This window comes from Noviherbaspirillum malthae (assembly GCF_015352985.1).
In the GTDB taxonomy this organism is placed as follows: Bacteria; Pseudomonadota; Gammaproteobacteria; order Burkholderiales; family Burkholderiaceae_D; genus Noviherbaspirillum; species Noviherbaspirillum malthae.
Window position 1 is genome coordinate 1 of sequence record NZ_JACYXF010000101.1, and the last position, 15,875, is coordinate 15,875.

16 protein-coding genes and 1 pseudogene are annotated in these 15,875 nt (G+C 61.2%); 8 read left to right on the forward strand and 9 right to left on the reverse strand.

Annotated elements, in window-relative coordinates:
* Nucleotides 1-135 precede the first annotated feature (135 nt).
* Nucleotides 136-1,064: pseudogene (locus IGW03_RS38780) on the reverse strand (ISAzo13 family transposase).
* A 767-nt stretch (nucleotides 1,065-1,831) separates the two neighbouring features.
* On the opposite strand from IGW03_RS38780, the gene IGW03_RS35070 reads away from it, so the two are divergent.
* Nucleotides 1,832-2,308, forward strand: coding sequence for a hypothetical protein (locus IGW03_RS35070; protein ID WP_194727032.1), 477 nt, complete (start codon nucleotides 1,832-1,834; stop codon nucleotides 2,306-2,308).
* Between the two features lie 324 nt (nucleotides 2,309-2,632).
* Here the strand turns inward: IGW03_RS35070 and rng are convergent, their stop codons facing one another.
* The 8 genes from rng to IGW03_RS35110 all read right to left on the reverse strand — a co-directional run bounded on the left by rng (nucleotide 2,633) and on the right by IGW03_RS35110 (nucleotide 9,725).
* On the reverse strand, nucleotides 2,633-4,096 hold the full coding sequence (gene rng / locus IGW03_RS35075; protein ID WP_194727033.1) for a ribonuclease G: 1,464 nt from the start codon (nucleotides 4,094-4,096) through the stop codon (nucleotides 2,633-2,635).
* Nucleotides 4,093-4,713 carry a Maf family protein gene (locus IGW03_RS35080; protein ID WP_194727034.1) on the reverse strand — a complete coding sequence of 207 codons (621 nt, stop codon included), beginning with the start codon at nucleotides 4,711-4,713 and terminating at the stop codon, nucleotides 4,093-4,095. The genes rng and IGW03_RS35080 overlap by 4 nt, the downstream gene beginning before the upstream one ends.
* 12 nt (nucleotides 4,714-4,725) lie before the next feature.
* Nucleotides 4,726-5,196, reverse strand: coding sequence for a 23S rRNA (pseudouridine(1915)-N(3))-methyltransferase RlmH (gene rlmH, locus IGW03_RS35085; protein ID WP_194727035.1), 471 nt, complete (start codon nucleotides 5,194-5,196; stop codon nucleotides 4,726-4,728).
* A 6-nt stretch (nucleotides 5,197-5,202) separates the two neighbouring features.
* The gene (gene rsfS / locus IGW03_RS35090; protein ID WP_194727036.1) at nucleotides 5,203-5,844 is read right to left on the reverse strand and encodes a ribosome silencing factor; all 642 of its coding nucleotides are present in this window, start codon (nucleotides 5,842-5,844) and stop codon (nucleotides 5,203-5,205) included.
* A complete protein-coding gene (locus IGW03_RS35095; RefSeq protein WP_194727037.1) occupies nucleotides 5,844-6,494 on the reverse strand; it encodes a nicotinate-nucleotide adenylyltransferase in 651 nt (216 codons plus the stop codon). The genes rsfS and IGW03_RS35095 overlap by 1 nt, the downstream gene beginning before the upstream one ends.
* Nucleotides 6,485-7,417 carry an oxygen-dependent coproporphyrinogen oxidase gene (hemF, locus tag IGW03_RS35100; protein ID WP_194727038.1) on the reverse strand — a complete coding sequence of 311 codons (933 nt, stop codon included), beginning with the start codon at nucleotides 7,415-7,417 and terminating at the stop codon, nucleotides 6,485-6,487. Before hemF ends, IGW03_RS35095 begins: the two co-directional genes overlap by 10 nt.
* Nucleotides 7,418-7,612: 195 nt before the next feature.
* Nucleotides 7,613-8,887: a phosphoribosylamine--glycine ligase gene (purD, locus tag IGW03_RS35105; RefSeq protein ID WP_194727039.1), complete on the reverse strand. Its 1,275-nt coding sequence runs from the start codon at nucleotides 8,885-8,887 to the stop codon at nucleotides 7,613-7,615.
* A 112-nt stretch (nucleotides 8,888-8,999) separates the two neighbouring features.
* The gene (locus IGW03_RS35110) at nucleotides 9,000-9,725 is read right to left on the reverse strand and encodes a YebC/PmpR family DNA-binding transcriptional regulator (protein WP_194727040.1); all 726 of its coding nucleotides are present in this window, start codon (nucleotides 9,723-9,725) and stop codon (nucleotides 9,000-9,002) included.
* A 160-nt stretch (nucleotides 9,726-9,885) separates the two neighbouring features.
* Here IGW03_RS35110 and IGW03_RS35115 point away from each other — a divergent pair, with 160 nt between their 5' ends.
* The 7 genes from IGW03_RS35115 (at nucleotide 9,886) to IGW03_RS35140 (ending at nucleotide 15,744) form a co-directional block, all read left to right on the forward strand.
* A complete protein-coding gene (locus IGW03_RS35115; protein WP_194727041.1) occupies nucleotides 9,886-11,457 on the forward strand; it encodes a helicase HerA-like C-terminal domain-containing protein in 1,572 nt (523 codons plus the stop codon).
* 110 nt (nucleotides 11,458-11,567) lie between these two features.
* The gene (locus tag IGW03_RS35120) at nucleotides 11,568-12,479 is read left to right on the forward strand and encodes a DMT family transporter (RefSeq protein ID WP_194727042.1); all 912 of its coding nucleotides are present in this window, start codon (nucleotides 11,568-11,570) and stop codon (nucleotides 12,477-12,479) included.
* 8 nt (nucleotides 12,480-12,487) lie between these two features.
* On the forward strand, nucleotides 12,488-13,267 hold the full coding sequence (locus tag IGW03_RS35125) for an SDR family oxidoreductase (protein WP_194727043.1): 780 nt from the start codon (nucleotides 12,488-12,490) through the stop codon (nucleotides 13,265-13,267).
* A gap of 62 nt (nucleotides 13,268-13,329) precedes the next feature.
* Nucleotides 13,330-13,725, forward strand: coding sequence for a methylglyoxal synthase (locus IGW03_RS35130; protein ID WP_194727044.1), 396 nt, complete (start codon nucleotides 13,330-13,332; stop codon nucleotides 13,723-13,725).
* A 22-nt stretch (nucleotides 13,726-13,747) separates the two neighbouring features.
* Nucleotides 13,748-14,722, forward strand: coding sequence for a quinone oxidoreductase family protein (locus tag IGW03_RS35135; RefSeq protein ID WP_194727045.1), 975 nt, complete (start codon nucleotides 13,748-13,750; stop codon nucleotides 14,720-14,722).
* Nucleotides 14,723-14,748: 26 nt separating this feature from the next.
* Nucleotides 14,749-14,880 carry a hypothetical protein gene (locus IGW03_RS38790; protein ID WP_267253654.1) on the forward strand — a complete coding sequence of 44 codons (132 nt, stop codon included), beginning with the start codon at nucleotides 14,749-14,751 and terminating at the stop codon, nucleotides 14,878-14,880.
* Nucleotides 14,881-15,324: 444 nt separating this feature from the next.
* Entirely contained in the window at nucleotides 15,325-15,744 is a 420-nt protein-coding gene (locus IGW03_RS35140) for a hypothetical protein (protein ID WP_194727046.1), read from the forward strand.
* Nucleotides 15,745-15,875 lie beyond the last annotated feature (131 nt).

Here is a 15,875-nt window from a genome sequence, read left to right on the forward strand (position 1 = left end):
AATCAAACTGTACCGCATAGTCCTCAAGTGGGCCCGGTGCAACTGGACAGGGTCGACGAGCAGTCATGGCAGCAGACCTCCTGCTCCCAGCATAGCCGCTCAATAATCCACTTTCAACAAAGTACCGCTAGGGGCTTAGCAGTAAACAACTTGGTCGTAATCATCGATCCAGCACGGCCGTGGATCAAGCGTGTAGCTCCATGCCGGACAGATGTCATGCGGCGTTAGTTTCAACTTGGCCCATTCGTCATTGGTGACCCGTTCGCCTGTTTCATTGCCGCCACACTTCAGATACGCCGTCACATGTAGTCCGCTTTCTGTTTCCGTTCCTTCGATATATCGAAGCATTGTCTCGAAGGAGCGTAGCGGTATGCCTGCCCAATTGATGCTGATATGACTAAACAACCGGTGCTCAATTGGGTTCCATTTGGAGCATCCCGGCGGGTAGTGGCATACCGTAATCGGTAGTTGCGTGATATCGCTCAGTTCTTGCAATTGGGCTTTCCATACCCTGGACCGGCAACTATTGGACCCACCGGCGTCCGCCAGAATCAACAAGCGATGCGCATCGCGATAGTGCTTCTGCCCGTTGCAGAACCACCAGTCCCTGATGGCTTCCACGGCGAAGCGAGGTGTGTCGAAGCAGTCGCCGACAAATACATAGCCTCTGTTGGAGGTCACCTCATAGACGCCATAGGGAACCGCTTGAGCAAGTGCATCCTGTGGCCAGTCATGCACCAACACACGGTCAGCTTCCTTGCGCCAGGTTCGTCCGGCATTCTTGAAGTTGCCGATCAATTCTTTTTTTTCGTATCCACACTGATGATGGGATCACCTGTGGCTTTGAACTGGCTACGCTGCTCACCGATATGCTCGAACTGTGCGTTACGTTCTTTGGGAGACGCACCTCTTGCTTCAGTGCGGCGCGCATTGGCCTTGGGAGAATACTTCAATTTGTGCAGCAGTTTGGCCACCGTCGTCCGACTTGCAGGATGTCCCTCTTGTGCTAGTGCCTGGCTCAAATGCCGCAGCGAGCTTCGCTTGGCTTTGGCGCGACGCCCCATGGGATCGCCAGCCGTTTCAGCGGCCAGCACGTTAAGAAGAGCTTCCTCCAGTTCAGGATCCCTGTCTTCGGCGGTGGGGCGACCTCCTCCTGCAGCGCGCAAATGGTCGTCGGGGCAATCGGTTAAGTCAGACTACAGTTCCATGCAACCACGTAGAATCGTCGTTGGGCTCATGCCGGTGATCCGAGATAGCAATCTTTTACCACCGTAACCGATACGGAACGCTTCGACAGCGGCGAACCAACGCCGCTGTGGCTCGCTGAGACGACTCATCAATACATTGATGTGGTGGTGATAGATCCGGTCAGGATGTGGCCGATTTGACCTGCAGATCGGACAGGTGCACTGATGAATCGATGACGTTGCCATGGCAGCCTCCGCATCAACAACTGACGCCATGAATTCATTTTGCTCTTCTTCTTAGCGCTTTACCATGTTGTTTTTGGACAAGCCCTAGTCAGATATTGCGAAAGCCAGCCTCCGGCACAGAGAGACAAACTCTATGCGGCCGGCGAGGCAGTGATGTGGAGCCTTGCCCCGGTGCCCGGCGTAGTCATCGCGGATACGAACTGGTCGGATTCCCGAGGCAATCCCAAACACATGCTTGCAGTACACCATCCATTCCGGAACAGTGTGGATCTTCATGTGGCGGATTTCGATGGAAAGAACCGGCATAAGCTGGGCGGTGAATGGACTGCCGGGCAATGGGCTCTCGGCTCTCCAATTGGCAGGCAGCGACCGGCGAGCCGTTGATAAAGGATGAAATCATGAGCACAATCACCTGGACCCGAAACGACGGCACCAGCCTGCGGCTGACGGTGAAGGAAGACACCGAGCGAGGCCGGACGTCAATACTGACTGGGCAGGACAGCTATGGCAGCCTCCAGGCGCTGGCGTCAGCTTTTCCTGAGCTGATTGAGGCGCAGCACCGGGATACCTATTGCGAGCTCTGCATGCAGTTTCACGGCGGAAGGCGCTATCAGCGGATCGATGATCCGGATGTATTCCGGGCAGCTTACCGAGCCTTGCTGGAACATGGCGAAACAGCGAATGACTGGTTACCCACGGCCGCGGATTTCGGACCCTTCGACGTCACCGAGATTGCCGCGCCGCGGATCGCAGGAAAGACGCTGACGTTTTATGTCAGGGACATTCGCTTCGGCGTGCCGTATCGCGTCGAAGCGCCGTGGCCAGCCGAGGCCGGCGGTCCAGTCCGCTTTTTGCTCCTGCCATTGATGGAGTAGACGGCAGACGCAACAGCAGCCTTGCATCCGCGAACTGAGGACTGTCTTTTCCGGTCAAGCAGAAAGCACAAGGTCTTTCCATCTACCGGACGATTCCCCTCTCCCGCAGGCGGGAGAGGGGCCAGGGGTGAGGGAGACAGCGAGACCTCTTACGGGCTTGACACTTGCCCGCATCCCCGTTCCTCGCTGCGCGCCCCGCCTGCGGGAGAAAGGGGCGTAGCCGCATTGACTTACTCTAAAAAGACTTTTCTTCGATTGCCCGGACAAGTCGCTGGAATCCAATTCCGCGATGATCCCTGCAAGCCTCCGACACAAAGAGAAATCTCACATCAGAATGATGTCGTACTGCTCCTGATGATAAACATTCTCCACCTGCAGAGAAATCGGCTTGCCGATAAAGTCACCCAGCATCGCAAGATGCGTGGATTCCTCTTCGAGGAACATGTCGACCACGACTTGTGACGCAAGAATCCGGAATTCGCGCGGATTGAACTGCTTGGCTTCGCGCAGCAGCTCGCGCAGGATTTCATAGCAGACGGTGCGCGCGGTCTTCACCTGGCCCTTGCCGGAGCAGGCCGGGCACACCTCGCACAGGATGTGCGCAAGCGATTCGCGGGTGCGCTTGCGGGTCATCTCTACCAGGCCCAACATCGAGAAGCCCGACACCGAGACCTTGGTGCGGTCGCGCGCCAGCGCCTTGTTCAGTTCGGCGAGTACCGCGTTGCGATGCTCGCCGTTTTCCATGTCGATGAAATCGAGGATGATGATGCCGCCCAGGTTGCGCAGGCGCAGCTGGCGCGCGATGGCATGCGCGGCTTCCAGGTTGGTCTTGAAGATCGTGTCGTCGAAATTGCGGCCGTTGACGTAGCTGCCGGTATTGACGTCGATGGTGGTCATCGCTTCGGTCTGGTCGATGATCAGGTAGCCGCCGGATTTCAGGTCGACCCGCCGGCCGAGCGCGCGCTCGATTTCCTCCTCGACGCCGTACAGGTCGAACAGCGGCCGCTCGCCGGTGTAGTGGACCAGCTTGGCCAGCACCGACGGCGTGTAGGTCTTGCCGAACTGCTGCAGCATCTGGTAATTCTCGCGCGAGTCGATCTGGATGGTCGAGGTATCGTCATTGACGAAATCGCGCAGCACCCGCTGGGCCAGGTTCAGGTCCTGATAGAGCAGGCTGGGCGCCGGCTTGGTGCGCGCCTGCTGGGTGATGGTGGCCCAGGTCTTGCGCAGGTAGTCGATGTCCATCTGCAGGTCGGCCTCGCTCGCATCCTCGGCCATGGTGCGGATGATGAAGCCGCCTTTTTCCTCGGCAGGCAGCAGCTTCTGCACCTTTTCCTTCAGCATTTCGCGCTCGGCTTCCTTCTCGATGCGCTGCGAGATCCCGATGTGCGAATCCTGCGGCAGGTAGACCAGCATGCGCCCGGCGATGGAGATCTGGGTCGACAGGCGCGCGCCCTTGGTGCCGATCGGGTCCTTGATGACCTGCACCATCACCGCCTGGCCGTCGTAGAGCAGCTTTTCGATCGGCGTGGCCGGCGTGTTGGAATTGTCGTGGGGCCGCGCTTCCCAGATGTCGGCCACGTGCAGGAAGGCTGCGCGTTCCAGGCCGATGTCGATGAAGGCCGACTGCATGCCGGGCAGCACCCGCACGACCTTGCCGAGGTAGATATTGCCGGCCATGCCGCGCGACAGTGTTCTCTCGATATGAAGTTCCTGTACTGCGCCTTGTAAGATTAATGCGACCCTGGTTTCCTGTGGGGTAATGTTGATGAGGATGTCTTCGCTCATAGAACGGGTATGCCGGCTTGATTTAATAATTCTGCGGTCTCGTGCAGCGGCAACCCCATGATGCCCGTATAGCTGCCCGAGATGTGTTCGATGAAGACCGACGCCAGACCCTGGATGCCGTAGGCACCGGCCTTGTCGTAGGGTTCGGTGGTCGCGCAGTAGGCGCGTATGCGGTCTTCGGAAAGCTTGGCGAGCCGGACTTCGGATACCTGCGTGACCTGCCAGTGCTGGTCGTCGTGATGCAGGGCGACGCTGGTCAGCACCTGGTGCGTGCGGCCGGACATCGCGCGCAGCATGTCCATTGCGTCGTCGCGATCTACCGGCTTGCCGAGGATGCGGTCGTCGATGACGACGGTGGTGTCGGCGCTCAGGACCGGGCGGATCGGCAGGCGGCGCATCAGCATGACTTTGGAGGCGAATTCGCCCTTTTCCCTGGTGACGCGGGCCACGTAATCCATCGGCGCCTCGCCGGGATGCACTTCCTCGCTGACTTCCGGACCGCGCGGCGCGGAATCGCGCAGCAGCAGCAGTTCAAAATCGACGCCGATCTGGCGAAGGAGTTCTCGGCGGCGGGGGCTTTTCGATGCGAGGTAAATCTTGTGATCTGCCGGTTTCATGGGCCTGGATTTCTATACTCGGTGATAGGGATGGTTCTGCGTGATCGACCATGCGCGGTAAAGCTGCTCCGCGAGCAGAACACGCACCATCCCGTGCGGCAGGGTCAGGCTGGAAATCCTCACCAGCATGTCGGCCGAAGCCTTCAGGCCGGCGTCCAGCCCGTCGGCGCCGCCTATGAGGAATGTAACATCACGGCCGTCTTGTTGCCACTGCGTCAGCAATTGCGACAATTGCATGGTGGTAAGGTCCTTGCCGCGCTCATCGAGCGCGATGACGCGGGCGCCCTTGGGAATGGCGGCCTCGATCTTGGCGCGTTCCAGCGCCATCACGGTGTCGGCGGTCTTGCTGCCGGAACGCTCGACCGGCTTGATTTCCTTGAGCTGGATCCGGCATTCCGGCGGCATGCGCTTCGCATACTCCTGGAAGCCGTCCTCGATCCAGCCCGGCATTTTATGGCCGACGGCGGCAATGACGAGCTGCATGACGGCTTATTCGGCTGCCTTTCGCGGAGCGCGCTTGACGGCCGGCTTGGCTGCGGTCTTGGCAGCGGTTTTGCTGGCGGTCTTGCGCGGCGCAGCGGACTTCGATGCGGACACCCGCACGGTCTTGCCGGCGGGCGTCTTCGTCGCGGCGGTCTTCTTGACCGGTGCCTTGCGTGCCGGCTTCTTCGGCGCGTCATCGTCATCCAGCGTAGCCTGGGTCGCAACGACGGCCGCGACGCGCGGACGCCGCTTCGGCGGCTCCTCGGCGCTGGCATCTTCCGAGGCGGTGCGCTTGGAGATGCGCTTGGCGGCGCCGAATTTCACTTCCTTCTCGCCCCAGAGTTCTTCCAGGCGGTAATAGTCGCGGATGGCCGGCTGCATGATGTGGACCACCATGTCGCCGAGGTCGACCAGCACCCATTCGCCGGTGTCTTCACCTTCGATGCTGACGATCTCGCCGCCGTTTTCCTTGACCTTGTCGCGCACCGAAGCGGCCAGCGCCTTGGTCTGGCGGTTGGACGTACCGGACGCGATGGCGAGACGGTCGAACATGCTGGTCAGATGGACGGTGTCGTAGACCTTGATATCTTGCGCCTTGACATCTTCGAGCGCGTCGATCACGGTGGATTGCAGTTTTTTAATGTCCATTAGTTTTTATACAAGTGATGTTGTTGGATATAGTCTAGCACCGCACTTGGAATGAGCGTGCCGACCGGTTGATCGTTCCGGAGCGCCTGGCGGATCTGCGTGGCCGATATGTCGACGGCGAGATTCCCTGCAAGCAAGCCCAAGCCGTGCGCCGCAGCGCGAACCCGGGCCGCGTCGCCACGGCGCTGGCTGAATTCCTGCGCCACCTCCGGCGGCAGCGCCGTCATGTCGAACCCCGGGCGCGAGGCTGCGCAGAGGTGGGCATGGTCGAACAGCTGACGCCACTGCTTCCAGGTATGCAGATGCAGCAGCTGGTCGGCGCCGATCAGAAAGGCGATCGATGCCTGCGGCCCCGCTTCCGCCCGCAGCGCCTTGAGCGTGTCTATCGTGTAGGTGGCGCCCTGGCGATGGATTTCCTGTTCGTCGATCACGACCGGCACCTCGAGGTGTTCGAAGGCGAGCCTCAGCATGGTGATGCGCTGCGCGGCATCAGCCTTGAGCGGCGGCTTCTGCCAGGGGTTCCCGGCAGGTAGGATGCGCAATTCGTCCGGCGCCAGCAGCGCGACGAAGAGCTCCGCCAGGGCGACATGGCCGCTATGGACGGGGTCGAAGCTGCCGCCCAGGACGGCGATGCAGCGGTTCACACCCATTCGCGCGGCACCAGGAAATCCGAATACAGCTTCGCTTCCGGCGTGCCGGGTTCCGGCGACCAGTCGTAACGCCAGGTGACAACGGGCGGCATCGACATCAGGATCGATTCGGTGCGGCCGCCGGACTGCAGCCCGAACAGCGTGCCGCGGTCGAACACCAGGTTGAATTCGACATAGCGTCCGCGCCGGTAAGTCTGGAAATCGCGTTCGCGTTCGCCGAAGGGCGTGTCCTTGCGGCGCTTCAGGATCGGCAGATAGGCGTCGATGAAGCGGTCGCCCACGCTTTGCATCATGGCAAAGCTGCGGTCCAGCCCGAGTTCATGGAAGTCGTCGAAGAAAATGCCTCCCACGCCGCGTGTTTCCTTGCGGTGCTTCAGATAGAAGTATTCATCGCACCACTTCTTGAAGCGCGGATGCAGGTCGTCCCCGAACGGCGCCAGCGCCTCGCGGCAGGTCAGGTGGAAATGGCGCGCATCGTCCTCGTTGCCGTAATAGGGCGTGAGGTCCATGCCTCCGCCGAACCACCAGACCGGCTCCTTGCCTTCGGCGCTGGCAATGAAAAAGCGCACGTTCATGTGCACCGTCGGGGCGTACGGGTTGCGCGGATGCAGCACCAGCGACACGCCCATCGCTTCCCAGGCGCGGCCCGCCAGTTCCGGCCGGTTCGCCGCCGCGCTCGGCGGCAGCGCCGTGCCGCTGACGTGAGAGAAACCCACGCCGCCGCGCTCGATCACATTGCCCTGTTCCAGGATGCGCGAAATCCCGCCGCCCGCGATCGGACCTTCGCCGGTCGAGCGCTGCCAGCGGTCCGTCAGGAAAGACTTGCCGTCGACTTCTTCGAGGGCGGCAACGATGCGGTCCTGCAGGTCGAGGAGGTAAGTTTTGACGTCGGCGGAGGTAATGGCGGAGGTGGATGCGTTCATGTGTTTTTTCTTTGCGGCGCCTTGCTGTGCTTGGTTTTTCTTATGTCATCGCAGCGGCGGCACCGGCAACGGAACAGGGAGGCTGTCCGTCGCCGGCAAACCGGAACCGCGCATCGAGTCGGCTTGAAACAATGTATGGCAGTTTCGCTTTCGACACGCGAACCGGCAAAAGATGCGGTCCGGGGGGCTTTCTTGTCAGGCAGGACGCTTCAGCGCACGCCAGCCGATGTCGCGGCGGAACTGTGCGCCGTCGAAGCGGATCTGGTCGACCGCTTCGTAAGCATGTTTTTGCGCCATCTTCACGCTGTCGCCGAGGCCGACCACGCACAGAACGCGGCCGCCCGAGGTAGTCAGCTTGCCGTCCTTCACGGTTGTGCCCGCATGGAAAGTCACGCATTCCGCGGTTTCCGCCGGAATGCCGGTGATTACGTCGCCCTTGCGCGGCGCATCCGGATAACCGTCCGCAGCCATCACCACGCCGAGCGCGGTGCGGCGGTCCCATTCCAGTTCCACCTGGTCGAGCGTGCCGTTGACCGCATGTTCCATCACGGTCACCAGGTCGGTCTTGAGCCTTGCCATGATGGGCTGGGTTTCAGGGTCGCCCATGCGGCAATTGAATTCCAGGGTTTTCGGATTGCCCTTGTCGTCGATCATCAGGCCGGCGTACAGGAAGCCGGAGAACGGAATGCCGTCCTTGCTCATGCCCTGCACGGTAGGCGTGATGATTTCGCGCATGATGCGGGCATGCAGCGAAGGCGTCACGATGGGGGCGGGGGAGTAGGCGCCCATGCCGCCGGTGTTCGGGCCTTCGTCGTTGTCCTTGAGGCGCTTGTGATCCTGGCTGGTCGCCAGCGGCAGCACATTCTTGCCGTCGACCATCACGATGAAGCTGGCTTCCTCGCCGGCCAGGAATTCCTCGATCACGACACGCGCGCCGGCATCGCCGAGCTTGTTGTCAGACAGCATCATGTCGACCGCCGCGTGGGCTTCCTCAAGGCTCATCGCCACCACCACGCCCTTGCCTGCGGCAAGGCCGTCGGCCTTGATCACGATGGGCGCGCCCTTCTCGGAAATGTAGCGGCGCGCTTCCTGCACGTCGGAGAAGGTCTGGTAGTCGGCAGTCGGAATGTTGTGGCGCTTCATGAACGCCTTGGCAAAATCCTTGGAGCTTTCCAGCTGCGCCGCCTCTTTCGTCGGGCCGAAGATCTTCAGGCCCTGGTCGCGGAAGAGGTTGACGATGCCGGCCGCCAGCGGTACTTCCGGTCCGACGACGGTCAGGGCCACGCCTTCCTTGATGGCGAACTGGGCAAGCCAGGCCGGATCGGAAATGTCGACGTTCTGCAGGCGACCATCGAGGGAGGTGCCGCCGTTGCCCGGAGCCACGTACACGGTTTGAATCCGGTCGGATTGCGCGAGTTTCCAAGCCAGGGCGTGTTCGCGGCCGCCTGAGCCGACTACCAGAATTTTCATGAGAATCGAATGACGTTGTTGATGGGAGCGGGCTGTGAAGCCGGTGTGGCGCCGCTCCCGGGGATTGCTGTGGAACCGTTACTGCCAGTCCTACTTGTGCTGCCGGTGTTGCTTATTCTTCAATGACTGCGTTGGTATAGACCTCCTGGACATCGTCCAGGTTTTCGAGCGCGTCGAGGAGCTTCTGCATCCTGATCGCGTCGTCGTCGCCGAACACCGTCTCGGTGGACGGCTTCATGATGATCTCGGCGACTTCGGCCTTGAAGCCGGCCTTTTCCAGCGCATCCTTGACCGAGGAGAAGTCGTTCGGCGGGGTCAGGACTTCGATGCCGCCTTCCTCGTCGGTGATCACGTCTTCGGCGCCGGCTTCGAGCGCCGCTTCCATCAGCGCGTCTTCATTGGTGCCGGGCGCAAACAGCAGCTGGCCGCAATGCTTGAACAGGAAGGCCACCGAACCCTCGGTGCCCATGTTGCCGCCGAACTTGGAGAAGGCATGGCGCACTTCCGCGACGGTACGCACGCGGTTGTCGGTCATGCAATCGACGATGATGGCGGCGCCGTTGATGCCATAGCCTTCGTAGCGGATTTCTTCATAGTTGGCGCCTTCGAGGCCGCCGGTGCCGCGCTGGATCGCCCGGTTGACGTTGTCCTTCGGCATGTTGGCATCGGCCGCCTTGTCGACCGCCAGGCGCAGGCGCGGGTTGGCCGCCATGTCGCCGCCGCCCATGCGGGCAGCCACGGTGATTTCCTTGATCAGGCGCGTCCAGATCTTGCCGCGCTTCGCATCGGTCGCAGCTTTCTTATGCTTGATATTGGCCCATTTACTATGTCCAGCCATGACAACTCTTTCTTGGAAGTGAACGTGGGAAGGCTTGTGCCGCCTTGGGCAGCTCCGGCGAAACAAACCGTTGCCAAAATAACCAAGTGCCAAGCCGAAAAGCAATCTACAATTTTAGCATACCGACCCCCGTGAAATTTGCCTGAGAGACCTTTCCAACATGCCAATCAAACCCCTTGTGATCGCCAAGCATCAGGATCAGGAACTTGCCCTGCTTCCCAATCTCGCCAACCGCCACGGCTGCATCACCGGCGCCACCGGCACCGGCAAGACGGTGACCCTGCAGGCGCTGGCGCAGTCCCTGTCCGACATCGGCGTGCCCGTCTTCATGGCCGACGTCAAGGGCGACCTGTCCGGGCTGGCCAAGCCGGGTTCGCCCACGCCGCGCGTCAAGGAGCGTCTCGAGCTGCTGAAGGTGGAAGCGCCGGCCTGGGAAGGCTGCCCGGTCACTTTCTGGGACGTGTTCGGCGAGAAGGGGCACCCGGTGCGGGCCACCATCTCCGACCTCGGCCCGGTGCTGCTGGCGCGCATGCTCAACCTGAACGACGTGCAGCAGGGCGTGCTGCAGCTGGTGTTCAAGGTGGCTGACGACCATGGTCTGCTGCTGCTCGACATCAAGGACCTGCGGGCGATGCTCCAGCATGTCGCCGACAACGCGGCCGAGATCAGGACCGAATACGGCAATATTTCCGCTGCCAGCATCGGCGCCATCCAGCGCGGCCTGATCGGCATCGATGAGCAGGGCGGCGACCAGTTCTTCGGCGAACCGATGCTCAATATCGACGACTTCATGCAGACCGACGCGCGCGGCAAGGGCGTCATCAACATCCTCGCCGCCGACAAGCTGCTCAATTCGCCGCGCCTGTATGCGATCTTCCTGCTGTGGATGCTGTCCGAACTGTTCGAACACCTGCCGGAAGTGGGCGACGTCGACAAGCCCAAGCTGGTGTTCTTCTTCGATGAAGCCCACCTGCTCTTCGACGAGGCGCCCAAGCCGCTGCTGCAGAAGATCGAGCAGGTGGTGCGCCTGATCCGCTCGAAGGGCGTGGGCGTCTATTTCGTGACGCAGAATCCGCTCGACATCCCGGACACGGTGCTGGGCCAGCTGGGCAACCGCGTCCAGCATGCGCTGCGCGCCTACACGCCGCGCGACCAGAAGGCGGTGCAGACCGCCGCCGAAACCTTCCGTCCCAACCCCAAGCTCGATACCGCCCAGGCGATCACCGAACTCGGCGTCGGCGAAGCCCTGGTGTCCTTTCTCGATGAAAAGGGCCGGCCGAACATGGTGGAGCGGGCCTTCATCATTCCGCCGGCATCGCAGATCGGCCCTCTCACGGACGAGGAGCGCGCCGCGATCATGGCCGACTCCATCGTGGCCGGCGTGTACGACACGCCGGTGGACCGCGAATCCGCCCATGAAAAGCTGACCGGCCGGGTCGCCACGCAGATGCAGGGCAAGCAGGCGGGACAGACTGCACGTGCCGGACGCGGCGGCGCCGCTGAACCCCGGGCATCCTCGACGTCACAGGCACAGACGCAAAGCGAGGAAAGCGGCTCCTCCTTCGGCGACTCCGTCAAGGACGTCATGGGCGGTCTGTTCGGCGGCAGCGGTGTCGGCCGCCGCAAGGACACCATGGTCGAAGCGATGATGAAGTCGGCTGCCCGCAGCATCGGTTCGCAGGTGGGGCGTGAAATCATCCGCGGCGTGCTGGGATCGATTCTCAAGCGCTGAGCGAGTACGGCGGGCATTGCGTCCATCGTCCCATCGATGCCGCAGCCATGACGGTTGCGGCAAGCGAGTGCAAAAAAGTAAGATTTCTCCGCACGGCGTAAAATCGCGGGATGTCTTCAGTCCCCATTTCCGTGCCCGATCGCAAGGCCTTTCTTGCCGGCCTTGCGATCGCCATCGTCGGCGCCATCCTGTTTTCCACCAAGGCCATTGTTGCCAAGCTGCTCTACCGCTACCAGATCGATGCGGTGACGCTGATCGCCTTCCGCATGATCTTCTCGCTGCCGTTCTTCGCCGCCATTGCCCTCTGGAAGGCAAAGACCCAGCCTGCGCTGACGGGGCGCGAGCGCGGGCAGATCGTTTTCCTTGGGCTGATCGGTTATTACCTGTCGAGCTTTCTCGATTTCCTCGGCCTGCAATACATCTCCGCCGGGCTGGAGCGCCTGATCCTGTTCCTCACGCCGTCCTTCGTGCTGCTGCTCTCGATGATCTTCCTGAAAAAAAGGATCACTGCAATGGAATGGCTGGCGCTGGGGACCGCCTACCTCGGCACGGTGCTGGTCTTCCTGCACGATGCCCGCGCCGGCGGCTCCAACATCCTGCTCGGCGGCGCCTTCGTGCTCGGCAGCGCCATCACCTATGCGGTCTACCTGCTGATGACCGGCGAACTGGTGCGCCGCGTCGGCTCGATGCGCCTGGTCGCCTATGCGATGTGCGTCTCCAGCGTGGCGTGTATCGTGCAATTCTTTCTGCTGCGCCCGGCATCGCTGCTGGTGCAGCCGGCTGCGGTGTACGGCCTGTCTGTCCTGAATGCCGTCATGTGCACGGTATTCCCGGTGTTCCTGACCATGGCTGCGGTGGCCCGCATCGGCGCGCCAACCACATCGCAGGCCGGCATGATCGGACCGGTATCGACCCTGTTTCTCGGTGCGCTGATCCTCGGCGAGCCGCTCACCGGCATACAGCTTGCCGGCACCGCCCTGGTGCTGGCCGGCATTTACTTACTATCAAGAAAACGCGCATAGGAGGCAACATGGATTTTGGAATCGCAGGAAAGCAGGCACTGGTATGCGGCGCAAGCAAGGGTCTGGGACGCGGCTGCGCCGAGGCGCTGGCGGGTGAAGGCGTGCATGTCACCATCGTCGCCCGCACCGCGGATGCGCTGGAAGCGACCGCGGCCGAGATTCGGCAGCGCACCGGCGTCACCGTCAACGCGATCGCATGCGACATCACCACGCCGGAAGGCCGCGCCAAGGCGCTCGCCGCCTGTCCGGAGCCGGACATCCTGATCAACAACGCCGGCGGTCCGCCGCCCGGCGATTTCCGCAAGTGGAACCGCGATGACTGGATTGCCGCGCTCGATGCCAACATGCTGACGCCGATCGAACTCATCAAGGCCACCGTCGACGGCATGATGGCGCGCCGCTTCGGCCGCATCGTCAATATCACCTCCAGCGCGGTGAAGGCGCCGATCGATATCCTCGGCCTGTCCAACGGCGCACGTTCCGGCCTGACCGGCTTCGTCGCCGGCATCGCCCGCAAGACCGTGGTGAATAACGTGACGATCAACAACCTGTTGCCCGGCCAGTTCGACACCGACCGCCTGAAGAAGAATTTCGGCGCGACCGCGAGCGCCTCGGGCAAGACCGTCGATGAAGTGCGGCAGGCCCGCATGCAGCAGATTCCGGCCCAGCGCTTCGGCACGGCGGAAGAGTTCGGCGCGGTTTGCGCATTCCTGTGCAGCGCGCAGGCCGCCTACATGACGGGCCAGAACGTTCTGCTTGACGGCGGCAACTATCCCGGTACATTTTGATACCCATAAGGCGGCACCGAACTCGGCGCCGCCTGCGGCTTACTTCTTAGTACGAGGAAACAGTGAAAAAGCGCATCGCACTCATTGCACACGACCAGAAGAAGGACGACATGGTCGAACTGGCGTCGGAGCATGCCGACCTGCTGCGCCAGTGCATCCTGGTTGCCACCGGCACCACCGGCAAGCGGCTGCACGACGAAGTCGGCCTGAACGTCGAGCGCAAGCAATCCGGACCTTACGGCGGCGACTTGCAGATCGGCGCGGAACTGGTCGAAGGCAAGATCGACGCGGTGATCTTTCTGCGCGACCCCATGACGCCGCAGCCGCACGAGCCCGACATCAATGCGCTGGTGCGCGCCTGCGACGTGCACAACATTCCGTGCGCGACGAATGTCACCTCTGCAAGAATGCTGCTCGCGCAGCTGGTTCCGCATCACCATCACAGCCATCACAATTAATCACAGCTAAAAAGGAGATGATATGGTCAAGGCAATCCGTATCAATGCGGTCGGCGGCCCGGAAGTCATGGAGTATGTCGATGTCGAGGTGGGCGATCCCGGCCCGGGCGAAGTCAGGGTCCGCCACGCCGCCATCGGCCTGAACTATATCGACGTCTATTTCCGCACCGGCGCCTATCCCCAGCCTCTGCCTGCCGGCCTCGGCATGGAAGGCGCGGGCGAGGTCGAAGCGGTCGGCGCAGGCGTCACGCATCTCAAGGCGGGCGACCGCGTCGCCTATGCGACCCGTCCGCCGGGCGCCTATGCCGAAGCGCGCGTCATGCCGGCGGCAGGCCTGGTGAAGCTGCCGAAGTCCATCGATTTCGAGACCGGCGCCGCGATGATGCTGCAGGGCCTTACCGTGCAATACCTGTTCCGCCGCACCTTCCCGCTGCGCGGCGGCGAAACCATCCTCTTCCATGCGGCCGCCGGCGGCGTCGGGCTGATCGCATGCCAGTGGGCGAGGGCGCTCGGCGTGACGATGATCGGCACCGTGGGTTCGGATGAGAAGGCTGCGCTCGCGAAGGCGCATGGCTGCACCCACACTATCAACTACAACACCGAGAATTTCGTCGAGCGGGTCAAGGAGATCACCAACGGCAAGGGCGTACCGGTGGTTTATGACTCCATCGGCAAGGACACTTTCCTCGGTTCCCTCGACTGCCTGTCGCCGCTGGGCATGATGGTCAGCTTCGGCAGCGCTTCCGGTGCTGTGCCGCCCTTCGGCCTGCAGGAACTGGCCTCGCGCGGTTCGCTGTTCATCACGCGCCCCACGCTGTTCAGCTACTCTGCCAAGCGCGAAGACCTGGAAAACATGGCCGCCGACCTGTTCGCCATGGTGGAAAGCCACAAGATCAAGATCGACATCAACCAGCGCTATGCCTTGAAGGATGTGGCGCAGGCGCATCGCGATCTGGAGTCGCGCAAGACCACCGGTTCCACCATCCTGCTGCCATGAAGTCTGAAGAGCCGGAAAGAAATCCGATGGATCATCCGCCCGAACAGCCGAGCGGCAGCGAAGGCTCGCCGAAGTTCGGCCGCCTGCTGCTGGTGCTGGTCGGTGCGGTGCTGCTGATCGTGGCGATCACGATTGCTTCGGAGGCGATGTACTCATAGTGTGACCAGAACTTCACCTGAAACATGTGCGGTTGTTTGCCAAGCTTGCTGATGCCGCTGACGAATAAGGAGCAAGGCGCCTGCTTGAATGCACGGCGCCTTTTTCTTTGATGGCCCACTGAAGTTGAGCGCTTCAAGGCCAGAGTTTGTTCCCCCAGTTCTCTCAATACCTGATCTGCAACACTGACGTTAAGCATTTCGCCCGAATGTCGACAAGCCGGAAGTGTATGGCTAATATTGCAATGTTAAATTTCTTGCAACATCAATGGAGGAAGAGTTGTCGGATAAGCGTTATGTAATCGGTGGAGCAGATGGTTGGCTCAATGTGAAGCGTGAGCGATCGGGAGAAATCATCGGCCTTCCCGAGTATCTGCAAGTAGAGGTAAGGTCTTCCGAAGATGACAGGGACCACTTCACTGTCCTTGAAGGGTTGAGAAAAACAGGATGTTCTCCGTCAAGGCAGGCAATCTGAAAACAGGCAGCCCAAGTTACCGGCCACCCGCACGCCTTACTTTCAGTATTTCCAGGAAAACGCTCAGCTTCCCGGGTGGAGAGATCAAGGCGATTACTGTCTCGCGCAACCCGCCACCCGTTGGAACCATCCCGATTCAAATTCCTGACTTTCCCCATATCATGGGTGCGGCTTACCAGATACATAGCCGCTATGCCAAGACTTGGTTTCACCTTGGACAGGGGCATGCCGCTTCTGGTAATAATGGCACGGATCGTTACCTCCATACCGGACTGGAGAGTGCCGGCTGCATTACCGTCGACCCCGCGGCTTGGACACGACTTTACCAGTACCTGATTTTATGCAGAGGTAATGATGGCAAAACTGTTGGTTCAGTTAGCGTTGTTCGTTAACGCACTAGAGCATTTTCGTGTTGAGCTGCACCATTAAAGGTGGTGAATTTACAGCGGGGCCAAGAAGTCAAACTCTCACTCACGGTGAAGCGGGAGGCTGTCATGGCATGGCATCTTGGTCAAGCCTACGG